At 39.9% G+C, this 16795-nt stretch carries 11 protein-coding genes and 1 tRNA gene; 8 read left to right on the forward strand and 4 right to left on the reverse strand.

Translation table 11 applies throughout. The annotated features are described in order from the left end of the window. Positions 1–84 precede the first annotated feature (84 nt). From WDA22_05345 to WDA22_05360, 4 genes are all read right to left on the reverse strand, one after another. Entirely contained in the window at positions 85–2085 is a 2001-nt protein-coding gene (locus WDA22_05345; protein ID MFA5832888.1) for a M1 family aminopeptidase, read from the reverse strand. 143 nt (positions 2086–2228) lie between these two features. Then, on the reverse strand, positions 2229–3536 hold the full coding sequence (locus tag WDA22_05350; protein MFA5832889.1) for a YCF48-related protein: 1308 nt from the start codon (positions 3534–3536) through the stop codon (positions 2229–2231). Between the two features lie 7 nt (positions 3537–3543). Next, positions 3544–5916: an alpha/beta hydrolase-fold protein gene (locus tag WDA22_05355; protein MFA5832890.1), complete on the reverse strand. Its 2373-nt coding sequence runs from the start codon at positions 5914–5916 to the stop codon at positions 3544–3546. Positions 5917–6011: 95 nt separating this feature from the next. Continuing rightward, complete coding sequence (locus tag WDA22_05360; protein ID MFA5832891.1) at positions 6012–6452, reverse strand: hypothetical protein; 441 nt, start codon at positions 6450–6452, stop codon at positions 6012–6014. A 140-nt stretch (positions 6453–6592) separates the two neighbouring features. Between WDA22_05360 and WDA22_05365 the strand changes: the two genes are divergently transcribed. The 8 genes from WDA22_05365 (at position 6593) to WDA22_05400 (ending at position 16754) form a co-directional block, all read left to right on the forward strand. Next, positions 6593–6665 (forward strand) — tRNA-Thr (locus WDA22_05365). A 372-nt stretch (positions 6666–7037) separates the two neighbouring features. Further along, the gene (locus WDA22_05370) at positions 7038–7688 is read left to right on the forward strand and encodes a DUF6629 family protein (GenBank protein ID MFA5832892.1); all 651 of its coding nucleotides are present in this window, start codon (positions 7038–7040) and stop codon (positions 7686–7688) included. 13 nt (positions 7689–7701) lie between these two features. Beyond that, positions 7702–8568, forward strand: a complete 867-nt coding sequence (locus WDA22_05375) for a SprT family zinc-dependent metalloprotease (GenBank protein ID MFA5832893.1) — start codon at positions 7702–7704, stop codon at positions 8566–8568. 51 nt (positions 8569–8619) lie between these two features. Further along, the gene (locus WDA22_05380) at positions 8620–9393 is read left to right on the forward strand and encodes a TlpA disulfide reductase family protein (GenBank protein ID MFA5832894.1); all 774 of its coding nucleotides are present in this window, start codon (positions 8620–8622) and stop codon (positions 9391–9393) included. Positions 9394–9779: 386 nt separating this feature from the next. Further along, positions 9780–10826, forward strand: coding sequence for a LacI family DNA-binding transcriptional regulator (locus WDA22_05385; GenBank protein ID MFA5832895.1), 1047 nt, complete (start codon positions 9780–9782; stop codon positions 10824–10826). 31 nt (positions 10827–10857) lie between these two features. Then, complete coding sequence (locus tag WDA22_05390) at positions 10858–13794, forward strand: carboxypeptidase-like regulatory domain-containing protein (protein ID MFA5832896.1); 2937 nt, start codon at positions 10858–10860, stop codon at positions 13792–13794. Between the two features lie 12 nt (positions 13795–13806). Next, positions 13807–15726: a hypothetical protein gene (locus WDA22_05395; GenBank protein ID MFA5832897.1), complete on the forward strand. Its 1920-nt coding sequence runs from the start codon at positions 13807–13809 to the stop codon at positions 15724–15726. Further along, the gene (locus tag WDA22_05400) at positions 15726–16754 is read left to right on the forward strand and encodes a PorV/PorQ family protein (protein MFA5832898.1); all 1029 of its coding nucleotides are present in this window, start codon (positions 15726–15728) and stop codon (positions 16752–16754) included. The genes WDA22_05395 and WDA22_05400 overlap by 1 nt, the downstream gene beginning before the upstream one ends. The last annotated feature ends 41 nt before the right edge of the window (positions 16755–16795 follow it).

A 16795-nucleotide genomic window follows, 5' to 3' on the forward strand; every position in this document is an offset into this window, starting at 1 on the left:
CTCCATCCAATCAACAACAGTACCATCGTGGCGGGGGATTTCTTTTAAGATATGTCCACATTTGGGATTGCAGTATGCAATAATTTATTTTATCAAAAGCATTTTTCGAGATTGGATGTAATTTTCAGTCTTTAGGCGATAGTAATACACCCCGCTGGGATGTTGTTTTGCATTCCAACTTATCTTGTAAACGCCCTGATCCATTATTTGGTTTAAGAGCATATCGACTTCCCTGCCAAGAATATCGAAAATCTGTATCATCACACGTTCGGATTGCGAGACTGAAAATTGGATAGTTGTTGAAGGATTAAATGGGTTTGGAAAATTCTGATGGAGCGCATATTCCACGGGCGGAGTAAATGATTCCTGTAGACTTGTCACTTTTTGCGTCACTGCTGTTTTTAAGACGATATCGTTGTTTGGATCGAAAACCATTGTTTGTGGGACAGAAGGAAATTTAAAATAAAACGTGTCTTTGTTGACTGCATTGAATACTCTCAACGTTGTATCGTTACCATTCGACATCGTAAATTTTACTGTCACAGGCATTTTCCAAAATGCTCCTGATGTTTGTGTCTGAGCGATTACGACCCTTGCTGTGCTATCATCGGGATTAACAGAATATTGAACTGAATATTGAGGATGATTTGCAACTTTCAGCCATTGATCGAAGAACCATGTCAGATTCTGTTTCGTGCTTGTATTCATTATTTGAATAAAATCTGCTGTAGTGATTGTTCCGAATTTTAGAGATGGATTTGTTCCATAATCGTGCAGCGCCGCAAAGAAGGTTGAATCTCCCAATACATATCGAAGCATATGCAGTACGCAAGCACCTTTGTAATATGTGACGGCAGTATTGAAGAGCTCTCCTGTCGTTGGAGTATTGGTTGCCCACGTTGGGACATAGATTGGCCGTCCGGGATTATTGGTGAGATATCCTGTTGCATCAGCAAGAATGTCAGTTTTGTAACGGCTATACCCGGATGTATATTCAAACCATAATGCTTCGCCGTACGTTGCGAATCCTTCGTTGAGCCAAATGTCTGCCCATGTAGCACATGTGATCATATCGCCAAACCACTGATGTGCATATTCATGAGAAACCAAATTTTCACTGTTGTATCCATTGGGCAGAAGACTGGTAAGCGTTTGATTTTCCATTCCTCCCCAGTTGAATAAATTATTCATAGTAGCAAAACCGTTCTTCTGAAACGGATGCTCCCCGAATAATTGTGAATACTGTGTAGTCATGGGGACAATTTTGGATTTAATATTATTTAAACCGGTTTGAGATTCACCGGTATTCCAATAGAAATAAATCGGGATACTGTCTTTTGGATTTGATAATTTTTTCCAATAGACGATATCGAGATTGTAATTTACTTTTGATGACAAAACGATAAGATAGGTTGCCACCGGCTCGTTACTGTACCAATGATAATAGAGCGTATCAGCAATTCTCATTGTATCAATGAGAATGCCATTTGATCCGAGTTTTACTGTGCCTGGAACTTTTGCAATTAATTCCACTGTGGCTTTATCCGACGATTTGTCCCAGCACGGGAACCACTTTCGAGCACCTTCCGGTTCAGCATCCGTAAAGACCATACCATCGTTCCCGACGTAGAATGCCCCATCGGCAACATTTTGATGACGGTAATAAATCTTTACTGCAAACGTATCATTGAGATTATACGTTTTATCAAGATCGATGTTGAGAATATTTCCTGTATGTTTAAATGTCTTCCCGCTTAATTGAAGGGAATCGATAAGCAGCGATGTGTTTACAACATTAAGAGAAATTGAAGTGAGCAAAGTATCCGCTCTCATTGTCAAAGTAACAGAACCGGTAAATGACGAGGGAAAAGGGGAAGTGTAGTTTTTGAAAAGATCGAGATCTATTTTGTAATGCAATACATCGAATGTGTGCTTTGGAGAACCTGTTGACGATATTTTTTGGAGCGATAATGTTCGATGTTGTTTTCCTTCCGAACAGATCTCAGCTCCGGATTTTATTTTTTCTTGGGAATGAATAGAAGTGACAAGAAGGAAGGATAAAAATATGATAATGAACTTTTTCATAGTGGATGTCCATGATGATTATGCCGAAGAACATAAGGAAAGATAGCGAAAAGGAAAGTGAGTAGTAATCGTCAACGATGAAAATGTTTTTATAATAACCTTCATTCCATAGCAAATTGTCCGATTATATTTTTGAAAATATGCTATTTAAGATATAGCATGGACTTTGTGATTGTGGCACTCTCAGTGCGTACTTGGTAGAAATACACTCCGCTGGTGAGATGCGAGGAGGGACGCCATTGCAGTTTGTACACACCGGCAGGTTTTGGGTTATCCATAATCGCTTCAATCAATTGACCCACAGAATTGTAGATGTAAACTCGTACGGTGGAGGATTGATTCAATGTAAATTCAATGGTCGTGTTTGGATTAAATGGATTGGGATAATTTTGTAATACTGAAAAACCTTGCGGGAGATTTTCCTGGGCTTGCACAGAAGTGATATTTCGAGGAGCACATCGAAATATTTGTGTTCCGGCGGCGAACATGAGTGTGTCGTTAATTCTTCGGACTCTGTTCAAATTATTCATTTTGTTACTGAGAGAAAATTCATTCCACGTTTTTCCGCTGTCAGTTGTTTGATATGTCGGTCCAGACCATCCTCCGATCCATCCTGTCGATTCATCGGCAAAGCCGATTCCTTCAACATCATAATCCTTGGTAAAATAATAATCGCTCCACGTGCTTCCTTGATCTGTCGTTTTTAAGTAGAAAATCCCACCCGGATCAGGAGATCTTCTTTCAATACTGACAAATCCGATAGAATCGTTAATAAAAAATAGTTTCCAGCCCCATTCTTTTACTCTCGTAGATTTATACATTGGTGTCCATGTTGTACCACCGTTAGTGGTGCGCAGCACAACAGATTTTCCGCTGTTATATGCAGAGCCATCGGCAGAACCGATAGTGAATCCGAGGCTGTCGTTAAAGAAAAAGCAATCCACAAGGGAAACAGCATAGGGAGTCATATCATATCCTGTCCACGTGTTACCAGCGTCAGTGGATTTAATAAAAGTAGCATTTCCATCAAATCCACCGACTCCAAAAATAGTTGTATTGATTCTAAACAATCCGCAAATTTTCGTCGGTTTTTTCCCGGCAAATGTTACGGGTGAAAATGTCTTTCCGCTGTTTGGAGTGACAATTAATGGATACGTGGAATTGAGCGTTCCGATAAAGGCTTTAGTAGAAGAAACAAGGGAGATACAACGGAAATACACATTATATGGCGCTGAAGCCTGCAATACTTCCCATGTTTCTCCTCCAGTGTTCGTTCGAATAATTGTAGATGTTCCGGAAACAGCCCATCCTTGCTGTGCATTAATGAAACTGATATCCTCATATCGTCCTGATTGCATTGGAGAGGAGGTCAATATGCTCCATTCGTATCCATTCTGTGAAAATGTTGGGGTATACAAAACTAAAAAAAATAGTGTTGAAATAATTTTCATAGAAACATTATTTAATGAGAATCATTTTCTTCGTCTGAATATGTTGTTGAGTTTTGAGACGATAAAAATAAACGCCGCTTGCAAATTGATCAGCATACAAATGATATGTATGTTTTCCGGACAGTAATTTTTGATCAAATAATGTGTTCACTTTCCTTCCGAGAACATCATAGATTGATAATGAGACAATATCATCCTTTGGAATAAAAAACTCAATAGCTGTGGATAGATTGAACGGATTTGGAAAATTTTGTTTTAATGTAAACTCTGTCGGTATGATTGTATTGTCTGCGGCTGCTTGCGGTGGTGTAAAAAGGAATTGATAGCGATCGGATATTGTCAACGGTTTAATGACTTTGATTCTAAACACATCACCACTTCCGGGGTTCGTGGCGGTCACATTCCCGACAAATTGAATATGCCAAGTTAATATCTGAGCGTTGAGAGAATCCTTTTCGATAAAATACAACTCATCGTTTCTGCTGAGTATTCCATTATTATCCAGCTCTACAAAAAGAAATTTTGTCTTTCTATTAATGTTTGTGTTCCAAAGAAGAAAATTCAGCGGAACAGCCGATGCTCCATACAGCGAAAGTGAAGTATCAACAATGGAATTACTTATCCTAATTTCATAATCCGAAGCAAAAGGAGTCGCTGAAACAGTGCCAGTTTCGGTTATGATATCAATTAGTTTAATTTCACCGGAGAGAGTGGATGAGCCGGTGATCCAACGAGAAGAATCTATATTCACAATCGGTACGGTAACATCCTGAATCAACAGACGAAATCCGTCAAAATACGGTCCCTCTGTTTTTCCATCGAGCTCTGTAGCATTTTTTACAACTTCAACTCCATTGGCAGTAAACACTGAGTATGATTTTTTCCCGGATGCTTCTTGGAATGTGATGGAATAATTCGCTTGCCGAAGTGAATCGACGGACATCCCAACCGCTTTGAGTATTGCATCACTGAATCCGGTGTGATGAATAAATACGGCATTTGTTAAGTTGAGTCGTTTATTATAGAGGATGAACGCTGGAGAAGTAGATTGTGTGCTTACTGTTCCGTCGCTACAGGTAATTCGGAAGAGAGTATTATTTCCATTGGGAAGATTCTTTGTATCAAAAAGATAGGACCCATTGTTTGGAATGGATGACGCAATGTTTTTCCATGATGTACCGGAATTATAAGAAATATCGATCGAGATTGTTAAAAGATCGCCATCAGCATCGCCTGCATACCATTGCAGATTATAATTGCCGGAGACAGTATCTTGTTCTTTCAGATTGGCGAATTCTACATCGGGTGAACCGTTGCCGGGATTATTCACTGTAAATAATCCGCTTGTGGATGAACCATATAATGTATCTCCGGCTGCCACAACTTGTAATTTATACCGCGTTCCGTCAGGGAGTGATAATGTAGACCATATTACTGAAGAGTCGCTTCCGTTTGTCGTATAAAACACTGACCAGTTCTTTCCATTATCTTTTGAATAAGAGAGAAGCGTTGTTATTGTATCGGAAACATTTCTGTGTGTCCAATCAATTGTAACATTGCCGGAAACAGTCTTACCGGTCAATTCCGTTTTTAAGGCGACATCCAAACTGTTATTTGAAGTAAGCATCTTTTGCCAGTGAAGCGGTAGAGTTATAGCCACATGCCAATCAGCATAATACCAATTGTGTTGTGAATTAGGATCTAATAAAAACGATGGAAGAGAATTATAAACACCTTTTGTGTTGAGAATGTTAAACGTTATGAGATTGTTGCTATTATTATTCCCGCCGACTGACGCTGTATGATAGAGAAGCTGCACTTGTTTGATAGAATATATAAGGGAGCTGCTTGCATTCGTGAACTTTACATTATTGAATAATGATAATGTTCCGTCATACGAACCGGCAGATATAAAATATTGTGGTGCCTCGGCAAGAAGATTTGTCACAATGAGTCCGCCGAGAGAAAAGCCATCCATGGCACGATGCGATCTGCTCGGTATGGTTCGATAATTTGCATCGATATACGGTATGAGATCATTGACAAGGTAAAGATATTCAGCACCCGAAGCGGGAGCACCCAGTCCCGGCATGATCAAAATCATTTTCCCGACCTTCTTTTTTGCATAGAGTGAATCGAAAACCGTCTTGATGTTTCCTCGACGGTTGTTATCTTCCGTCGGATCTGCCCATTCGTCCACAGCGCCGCGGAAAAGATAGACAACGGGATAACGCACTGATTCAGTATCGTATCCTTCAGGGTAAAAAATGTTAAATTCTTTCACAGTAGTAAGTGTTGCCGAATAATGATTTTTTAATTCAATCCTACTGGGTTGTGCGAAGGAAAATGAAATGAGAAGGAACAGTATCAGATGTTTCATGGTATGTCCTTTCTTAGATGGACAGTTTAAACGTACCAAAAAAAGGGAAGAATAACAGGAGGAAAAAAAAGTGCAATCTGTTTATTGATCTATTACTAAAACTTTAGTGGGAAGATTTTCTTGGTCTTTTTGTTGATGGTATAGGCATCGATAGTTGAAATAGAATTCATATCAATTTCTTCTACTTCCTGATAATCCTCCAGCCATAAATCGTAGAGCTCACATTGTACCTTGAACTTAGGTTTTGGATCCTTTTTCCTGTCCGATATTTGTTTTCGATGCTTATACATCCAGAGCATGGCAAAGAGATTGCCAGTGATGTCACACTCGGATCCATATTTATTCTTGTTGTTCTTAAATTTGATGGAAAGCCGCAGAGGAGATTGGATCTGTTCAAATTCGATTTTTATCATTTCATTCAGATCATAATAAGGAAAAGGAACATTTTCAGAAGAAGATACTTGTATCTGTCCATCGATGAGAGAGAATACTCTTCGTATTAAATCTTCTAAGCTTATTTTTATTTCGATTGGCATCAACAGTTCTTTATTGTGAGTCTAATATGAAGTATACTAATATAGCACCAAACGGTTTGAAGAAGGGAGATATATTATTAGTTGAGGATTTGCGCTAAAAATTGTATATTTATTCACAATTTCAAGCAAGAACATTGTTTGCTGGCGTAGCTCAGTTGGTAGAGCAGCTGATTCGTAATCAGCAGGTCACGAGTTCAAGTCTCGTTGCCAGCTCAAAAAGATCCCGTTAATTGTTTTTGAATTAACGGGTTTTTTGTTTTTAAAATGAACCTATATACCTATGGTTCAAGATGAATTCTCAAAAGTTTAGGGATTTAGGATTCAAGTTTTATCCATCTATTATTCTGTGCCTTTGTGCCTCTGTGGTAAAGATTTACTATCCAGAATTCAAGTATTAGATCTCTCCCTTCAAAATTGTTATTCTCATTCATTGTTACCTTTTCTCTATACCGCTTTTACGGGATTGCAATTTCTCAAAACTCTATGTATGTATAATAGAACATGAATTACCAAATAGAATGTACAACAACCGAGACAGATATTTTTGTTTGCATGAATAGTAAATAATTATGATAAGGATTTGATATGTGTTTTTCATTAGAAGCAAGTATTGCAGGAGGTATTGTTGTTTCCTCGATAGGCGTAGCCGCTGTAAAAAAAATCCACGTTCCTGCACAAACGACATTTGCGTCAATTCCATTAGTTTTTGGAATTCAACAATTCTCTGAAGGTCTTGTTTGGTACTCATTATCCAATCCGGCGAATGCTAATTTGGAACAGTATGGCACATATATCTTTTTATTTGTCGCCAGAATCCTTTGGCCTGTGCTTATGCCATTGTCAGTATTGTTAATGGAGGAGGATCCCAAACGAAAGCAGATTTTACGGGTAATGTTTGGGCTGGGCGCTGCGGTTGCGATCTATTATTCATATTGTCTTTTATTTATGAATGTTTATCCACAGATCGATAGACATCATATTCAATACATCAGTGATTTCCCTCAGTCGTTAGCTGATGTAGTGTTTTTCATCTACGTAGTTGCAGCTATACCGCCGCTATTTGTCTCAAGTATAAAAAGGAGTCGCCTTTTAGGAATATTAATGTTACTTGCCTGTATTGTGACGGGGGTATTTTACATTGAGTATCTTACTTCAGTTTGGTGCTTTTTTGCGGCCGTGGTGAGTGTTGTAATTCTTTGGATAGTGAACGATAAATCTGTAATGAACAAAACGTAATAAATTATCAAAATTGCAAAATTCTCAAAATACAGGATTAATAGGATTGAATGTGTTAATGAATCCGAAGAAGAATATTATGATAGAAGAGATATCGCTTGATGTGATATCGAAAAAGATTAAAAATCTTAATCTACGTATTACACCTCCTTCAGGGAATATTGTAATAACAGCGCCTCACAATTATCCGGAAGAAAAAATCATTCATTTTGTACGATCAAAGATAGAATGGATACGCAAACATCAGTCTAAGATGAAGAGTGTTGTATGGAAAGTTCCGGTGCACTATCTCTCTGGTGAAGGACATTGCTATCTCGGGAAAGCATACCGTTTGGAAGTAGTGGAGAGAAAAGGGAAACAAGGAGTTATTTTCAATGACAAATACTTTTATGGGAAAAATTCATCAGATTCATCGTGCTGTCAGAATTTGACTTCAGTAACGAGAAAGACGAAACCGGGAATGAATAGAACTAAAGAAACAGATCTGGAAAGGAAGGAGAAGGAGAGTTCAAGACTTGTTATGGTGGTACGACCAGGATCAAACCGTAAAAACCGTCAGGCGATTTTGGATGCGTGGTATAAAGAGGAGTTGAAAAGGATCATCCTGCCGATTATTCCACAATATGAAGAGAAGATGAATGTGCACGCGGAAGAGTGGAGAATTAAAAAAATGAAAACAAAATGGGGTACGTGTAATATTACTAAAAAAAGAATATGGCTGAATCTTGAATTAGCACAAAAACCGTTGCATTTTATTGAACATGTCATTGTTCATGAGTTAGCGCACTTTATTGAGCGGAAGCATAACGCAAAATTTAAGAAACTGATGGAAAAATATAACCCGAACAACGCTGCGAAGGGTGAAAATACTCTTATCTGAAATTTTGTAAGATTTATTCATCCCACAGATGTATCAATAGTTGAGGAATTGATGAAAATAATTTTAATAATGATTGGTTCTATGTTTTTGACGGGAAGCGTTGTTTTCTGTCAGGATATCCGTGCAAGGACGCTTAGTGGGGAAACTGTCATGCTAAAAAAAAATGGAATGTGGTTCATGATGAATCGTTCCGCACAACCGGAAGATACAGCATTAACATTTGACGGCCGTGTGGTCGTTTTAAAACGAAATGGTACGTGGCAATTAACTGAAGTAAAACGTTCAACGGCTTCAATACCGATGCCCTCCTTCCCTCAATCTTCATCGACTAACCTTGAGTTAGAGAAAACTGCGGGAGGTTCAACAGGAAGAACAAATCCCAAAGCGAGTGACAATTTAATTGGCCTTCCTGTCCCATCGTTTACTTACAGAAATTTGGACGGATCGGAAGTTGATATTAACCGTCTGCGAGGGAAAGTAGTCCTGATCAATTTTTGGGCAGCATGGTGTGGACCGTGTGTGAGAGAAATACCGCATCTGGAAAAAGAAGTATGGCAGCGATTTAAGTCCACCGATTTTGTGATGATCGCATTAACAACAGATCATAACGAAAATGAGTTACGAAACTTTATGCGCCAATATGGTTATACGTTTCCTCTTGGGTACGACCATGATAAAAATATCTCGAGATTATTTGGAGTGAAGTCAATCCCGCGAAATTTTGTTGTCGGAAAAGAGGGGACCATTATTTACCAGTCAATTGGATTTAGTGAAGAAAGCTTTCAACGAATGGTTGATAAAATTGCTGCTGCTATAATCGAATAACAGAATATTATCACCTGACGAAAATTAATAATACCCTTCTTGCTTCCTTTTAAGATGTATCTCTTAGCGAACATGTGAGACGGTAAAATTTTAATAAATGTCATTAACTGCCAGACGAATTCTATGTAAAAACCATTAGATATTGAATTATCTTCTAAAAAACTTCTCAATACAATAACCAGATTAGTTCCTCATTTTCCTTCTAATTTTCTAAGAAATCCCATCCTCGATTTTTTAACTTGACAGAGTTGGAATAATTCCCTACGTTGTGCAAACGATTGCATGCATTAATAATCGAATAAAAACAATAATACCTGATTATTATACAATCGTTTGCACAAAATCTAAAATTTCTACATAAAAGCATCCATTAACCAACGAATACTATGTCATCTACGCTCAAGGATGTTGCAACAAAGACCGGATTTTCCATCTCCACAGTATCGAGAGTTCTCCACGACAATTCCAAAAAATATAAAATCAGCGTAGAGACTCAAGCAACTATAAAACAGGCAGCAAAGGATCTTGGATACAGAATTAATACGCTAGCGAGGGGACTGCGTTTGCAAAAGACGTATGAGATTGGTTTGATTGTTCCGGACATTGCCAACCCATTTTTTTCTGCAGTGATTAAGTCTCTAGCCGGCGAACTTCGTAAAGGTGGCTACAATTTTATTGTATATGATACGGATGAAGATATTTCCATCGAAAAATCTGCTGTAAAGAGTCTGCTGGAAAAACGTGTGGATGGTTTGATCATCGCTTCTGTTGGTCAAGAGTTTTCCCATATACAAAAAATTCGGGAGGCAGCTATTCCGCTGGTGATGATCGATCGCTGTTTCGATTTTCTGGATATTGACTCCGTGAGCGTGGATAATGTGAAAGGATCTCTGTATGCGGTAAATCATCTTATCAAAGAGGGGCACACCCGCATTGCTTTCATTCAGGGATTGCCCGGGACATATGCAAATGAAACAAGACTTCAAGGATACAAAGAAGCACTGGATGACGCAGGAATTGCCATCGACGAACATTTGATTGTTGGTGATGACTTTCGTTCGTTGAACGGTTACCTTGAAACAAAACATCTTTTAAAATTATCAAAGCCTCCGACCGCCATCTTTACTGCGGGCGATCTTATTGCGCTCGGCGCACTCGAAGCGTGCAGAGAGAACGGTGTTAATATTCCCAAAGATATTTCTCTTGTCACGTTCGACGATCCTGTCTTCACATCATATTTGTCTCCGGCACTTACTGCGATTGAACAGCCAATCACGAAAATGACTGAGATGGCTGTGGCAATGTTGTATCGAAGAATGAGAAACCCCGAAGATGAACGCCGAAAGGTATTGTTGGAACCAAAGTTGAATGTTCGCAATTCCGTTGCTCGTCTCGCAACATTCTCCAACATAACGCATCTAAACAAAAAATAACGTAACTGAGTACATCAAAGAGATTGTTCGAATGAAGCCTTTCTTAAAATATGTTTCTCAAAAAATCATTGCCATGATTTGTGTGACGGTAATTGTATCGTTCATTGGTGTTGCAGGAAATACCGGCAAGATTGCGGGACGAGTGATTGACAAAGCGAATGGTGAACCGCTCATTAGTGCCAATGTTATGATTAAAGGATTAAAAACGGGAGCTTCTACTGATGTGAATGGTGACTATTTTATTCTGAACGTTCCTCCCGGAATATATACGCTGACTGTTTCTATTCTTGGATACGAAACGGTCAACAGCAGTAATGTTTCGATCATTATCGATAGAACAACAACGAAAAATTTCGCACTCGAATCTTCTGTGCTTGAAGGGGAAGTTGTTAATATTGTTGCAGAGCGTCCAATAATCGATAAGGACTTAACAGCAAGCGAACAAATTGTGACAAGCAAAGTTCTGGAAAATTCCGGAGTGCGTACGATAAAAGATGTTTTGGAAACTCAAGCGGGAATTTTCAGCGATAACTCCAATCTTGCATGGCAGCGGGGAACAACAAAAGGATATGTCCGTGGAAGTTCTATGGTGCAGGCAGTGTATATGATTGACAATCTTTCCGTGAACAGTGGATTAGTATCGGATAACTATTCCGGATTCAACACCTCAACCATTGAACAAATATCGGTTTTGACCGGCGGGTATAATGCGGAATATGGCGAAGGACGTTCTGCGGTTGTTAATATTGTTTCCAAAGAAGCGCCGGAAGGGATACGCGGTACATTGATCGGTCGCGTGCGTCCGGCCGGTGTGTATCATTTTGGAAGAAACATGTACAGCAAAGAGAACAACGATTATGTCAGCACTGGTATTCAATATTGGACTGATGAATCAAAAGATGTGAACAGTCGATATTATCAAAAAAATCCTGATTCACTGCTTCAGTCTTGGCGTAAGCAAACGACGCCGAATGATGTGATGGGAAAATATGCCGATCGTGCCGAATATGAATATGAAGGGACATTCTTTGGCAGTGTAACAGATGAGTTAAGTTTTCTTGCCTCGGGTCGATATAAAGAAGGAGTAGGAATATTTCCACAGGCCATTCCGTTCAATCCCGAATTTAATATTCAAGGATACCTTAGTTACAAATTTTCTCCAGCATTTAAGTTTCGTGTCGGTGGGTTTGTCGGCGGATATGAAAGTGCAGATTACACTTCATCAAATTTTAATACGTCGGAGATGGGACAGGAAGCAGGATGGCTTGCCCCGATGAGAATCGATGAACAATATGCACGAGCAAAATTTAATTTGTTTGGTGCTCCGTTCAGACAATGGCCGGAATTACGACGTTGGTCTCAACTCTATGGGAAGGTAACTCATGTGCTGAATGAACAATCATTATATGAAGTAACCGTCAGTTATCTAAAGGACCGGATGGATCGATCGGATAGAGAACACCGCATTTCGGATACTCTTTGGTTGGCTGATGTTGTATCGATGCATCCGCGCTATACGCTTCAGGCGTACTATCACACGTGGACAAAAAATTTCTCGCAGTCATATCAAATTAAAGGGGACTATACCAATCAGGTTACAAAAACACACAACCTTAAAACTGGCTTTACGTTTAAAACGCATGACTTTTATTATGAAAATTTTGCCGCCGAATCCAAAAGCAGCAGAAATAATTCTATGAATATCTTTGACGGAAATCCGTACGAAGGGAATGTCTATGCACAGGACAAAATAGAATTTCCCGGTTTGATTGTGAACATCGGTATCCGGGGAGATTTTTTTAATCAAAATAGGAATACTCCAAAGTTGATGTTTGATCCGCTGGCATTTGAAGTTGGAACGCCGGGACATGATCCTGGTGCGCCGTTGGGAATTCCAGGAACGCCGGAACGGGAACAGACAAAAATACAGATTGCCATTGCTCCTCGCCTTGGTATTTCTCATCCAATGAGTGAAAATTCTGTTCTTCATTTTGTGTATGGACATTTTTATCAACGTCCTTCCTGGACGAAAATGTTTGGTTTTCCCTTTGTAAACTATAGAACATCGTGGGATAGTATTCTGAATCCGTACGCAAAACAGACTACCTATATGGATGAATGGCAGGGATATTATGGCAATTCACAATTGGGATATGAGCGGACAATACAATACGAATTGGGAGTAGATTATAATATCGCAGAGATCATAAAAATCGATCTCACCGGTTATTATAAAGATGCTTCGCACGAAGCGGATGTGATTACTGGTGTCTATGCGTCCACCCACACAGCAACAAAAGCATTAATGGTAAGCAATTCTGGATATTCCGATGTACGCGGTATTGAAACAAAGCTTGATTCGCGATTTGATGGAATGTTCAATTTCGGATTGAGTCATGAAATGTATTGGTCGTTCGACGGCGAAGTTGGATTCAGCAGATTATATGAACCGGGATCGCAAAGCCTCAATGTCCCGAAAGGTTTGCGTCAAGGAAGAGGAGCATGGGGCAACTATCAGCGCATTAAAGGATGGGCAAGTTTTTCGATCAATAAAGATGAAGGTCCTGAATTTGCGGGAATAAAACCGTTAAGTGATGTGAACATCTATTCAAATTTTTGGTGGAGAACGGGGGATCAATACACGTACCATGGTCCGGGCGATCCCTCCACGGAACCGAATAATATGCGATGGTTCAACTATTATCAGATCGATCTCAAAATTTCAAAGGGGATTGACCTGATCGGATTGACGACAGAGTTCAGCGTTGATATTAAAAATGTGCTCAATTCTAAATTTCTCCGCCTGCTTTATGGCGATGAATTGATACGCTATATTGAAAATTCACAGTTACCTGACAGCGAACGCCTTCCGAAAACATCCGATTTTTCCGAACCGAACATTTGGGAATGGTACTCGTACGAAGTGGCACCGCAACGAATCTATTTCCAGGTATCGATAAAATTTTAAGAAGGTCTTACAGTGAACATAAAAAAACATGGTATTGTAATTATTCTTTTTCTGATTGGTGTTACTGAAGTGTCCGCACAAGTGACGTGGGGAAAACAGACTTTAAAACGAGGGAAACTGTGGGCGACTGTTTGGAACTCGCTTCAATACGGAGATCCGACAGAAACGCAAAATGGATTTCATACGATTGATTATCCCGGATATTCAAAAGGGACCAATGTTAATGATGCTTTAAATTATGCTGAAGCTGCCGGATACGCAATCTATGGTGTAAGACAGAATGTTGCATCCTCATACACAATCAACTCACGGTTCTTCCCGTCGGGGCAAGATGTTTTTCCGATTGAAGAGGCGACATTGACGAAAAATTATAATCTGCAAAATCTTGGAATATCGGGAGAAGAGATTGTGACTGGCGCTCATCATGTGAACGGACTAAATGTGGATGTGTCACGCCGTAGCATGGTTTGGAGTTACCCCGGGTTAAGTGATTTTATCATTCATGAGGTGACAATCACCAATAACGAATTGACGTCGGTCGATTCGATGATTTTTGGAATGCGATATGGTATTCGTATGACCCAACGTTCGGGCAGCAGAGGAGATGAAAAATATGCATGGAGCCCGACGGAGAAACTCTTCTACTTTTATGATCATCAACGATTCAGGAGTCAGGACGAAGCGCCGACGGTATATAATTTTGGTGTCGGTCCATTACGCGGTGATATAGGAGATGCCAGGGATATTTATCAACAAGGAATACGAGAACACGAACTCGACGCTCCGGGATATTTTACGGTTGTCGTTCTTGATTCAGCGGGAGCCAATGTATATCAAAATATTTTGGAACATACCGGACAAGGTTTAACAGAAGGTGCCGGAGCAGTAGATCAAATGTTCATTCAGGGATCATCTTCCCATGCACGTGTGAAAGAAGTGATGACGCATCAGCAGCCGCGAATGTCCTGGGATTCTGCCCGTATAATTGGTGGTGAAGGAGGAAATAAATACGAACGTCGGCCTGAATTTTTAGTAAGTGTCGGCCCCGTTTCTCTCTCTCCATTCGGCTCTGTTAAAATCGTTTTTGCCGAAGTTATGGGAGAAATGGATCGTGCAAAAATAGTAGAAGGGGGCGTTGCGAACATTGATCTCATGGCAACGGCATCTCGCGATTCCATGTTTTCGCACGTTCGTGCTGCACGGAAATTATATGCAAGTAATTATCTTCCTGCCGTTCATCCACCTCCAACACCTACGGATGGAGAGAATAGTTTGAAAGTAACCACTGAGCCCGGAAGAATTATTATTGATTGGACTCCAGTTTCAGCAGCGTATAAAGATCCTATCTCTGGCGTGAATGATCTTGCCGGATATCGAGTCTACCGTTCTAACTACTTTACAATCGGACCGTGGACACTAGTATCAGATATCAAAAAAGATTCTACTGTATTGGTTAATGGAAATATTCGATTTGTCGATAAAGATTTACCGTTCGGTGTCGGCAACTATTATTGTGTGACCAGTTATGATGTGAGCGGTAATGAATGCGGTAAAGTAAATAATACACGCTTTCCGGTATATCCACTGCGCGGGCCAAATCTTCAGTTTCCGAATAACGTTTCTGTTGTTCCTAATCCTTTTCGACAACATAGTAATCTTAACGGCACCGGCGAACGATATCGAATGGAATTCATCGGCATTCCGGCAAAATGCAAAATAAAAATCTACACCCTCACCGGTGATGTCATACAAGAAATTACACATGATGACGGAAGCGGATCTGAAGCATGGGGAAGCATTAAACGACTTGATTATCAATTGAACAAATGGACTCTCGGTATTGCACCGGGCGTTTATATCTACCGTGTTGAATCGCTAGTACCGGGCCATACGAGTGAATCATATATCGGCAAATTAGCAATTGTGAAGTAATGGAGAAGAATCTCATGCAATTGAAAAAAACAATATTTCACGCAATCCTCTCTATCACGCTTGTTTTGCCGATAAGTATTTATGCACAATCCGGAATTTCACCGATCGATATTGAACGGGCGGGACAATCAGGTTGGCAGTTCTTAAAAATAAACGGCGATGCCAGGCAAGCGGCATTAGCGGGAGCATATACCGCAGTCTCTCATGGTGATGCAAGTGCTATTTTCGGAAATCCCGCCTCACTTTCCGATGTGAAAAATATCGATGTTCAAATTAATGCAGTACAGTGGATTGCAGATATTAATCATCAGTCCTCTGCCATTGCATATAATTTAGGTGATATCGGTGTAGTAGGTGCCAGTATTGCCATACTTGGATACGGTGATATTCCAGAAACGATCAATATGTCTACTGGAACAAGCGGAACAACACCGGTCGTGACGGGAAATATGTTCACAGCAAATGACATTGCGGCAGGTTTTTCATTCGCTCGAAAGATTACGGACAATCTTTCGGTCGGCGGCAACATCCGATGGATGCAGCAACAAATTGCAGAACTTTCCATGAGAAACTGGTCGTTAGATTTCGGAACAATGTACTACACAGGATTTAAAACATTGCGCATAGCCATTACGGCGAGAAATTTCGGTCCCGATTCACGTTTTGGCGGATGGAGTGAAGAATTTCAAACAGAATCGGATAACGTTCGCATGCCGTTGGATTTTCGTGCCGGTATGGCGATGGATTTTTTGAATGAAGACGGGAGCCCTCATTTTGTAACAGTTGTGATAGAAGGGGACCATCCAAATGACGGGAAAGAAAAATTTCATTTTGGTGCAAGTTATGCATTTGATGGAATATTTTTTCTTCGCGGCGGATATAAATTCAATTATGACGTGCAGAGATTTACATTCGGAGCAGGGATTACGTATCCGTTTGCAGGAACATTTGGCACTCTCAATTATGCATATGTCGACTTTAATGAACTAACGCAGGCGCACATGTTCTCGTTTGGATTTTCTTTTTAAACCTTAACAGCATTGTCCTAATAATGCGGAACGTGATAATT

This window comes from Bacteroidota bacterium (genome assembly GCA_041658205.1).
Classification (GTDB): domain Bacteria; phylum Bacteroidota; class Ignavibacteria; order UBA10030; family UBA8401; genus UBA8401.

Coding starts and splice junctions, on each gene's coding strand:
- WDA22_05345 (MFA5832888.1), bottom strand. CDS start 2,085: ATGAAAAAGTTCATTATCATATTTTTATCCTTCCTTCTTGTCACTTCT.
- WDA22_05350 (MFA5832889.1), bottom strand. CDS start 3,536: ATGAAAATTATTTCAACACTATTTTTTTTAGTTTTGTATACCCCAACA.
- WDA22_05355 (MFA5832890.1), bottom strand. CDS start 5,916: ATGAAACATCTGATACTGTTCCTTCTCATTTCATTTTCCTTCGCACAA.
- WDA22_05360 (MFA5832891.1), bottom strand. CDS start 6,452: ATGCCAATCGAAATAAAAATAAGCTTAGAAGATTTAATACGAAGAGTA.
- WDA22_05370 (MFA5832892.1), top strand. CDS start 7,038: ATGTGTTTTTCATTAGAAGCAAGTATTGCAGGAGGTATTGTTGTTTCC.
- WDA22_05380 (MFA5832894.1), top strand. CDS start 8,620: ATGAAAATAATTTTAATAATGATTGGTTCTATGTTTTTGACGGGAAGC.
- WDA22_05385 (MFA5832895.1), top strand. CDS start 9,780: ATGTCATCTACGCTCAAGGATGTTGCAACAAAGACCGGATTTTCCATC.
- WDA22_05390 (MFA5832896.1), top strand. CDS start 10,858: ATGAAGCCTTTCTTAAAATATGTTTCTCAAAAAATCATTGCCATGATT.
- WDA22_05400 (MFA5832898.1), top strand. CDS start 15,726: ATGGAGAAGAATCTCATGCAATTGAAAAAAACAATATTTCACGCAATC.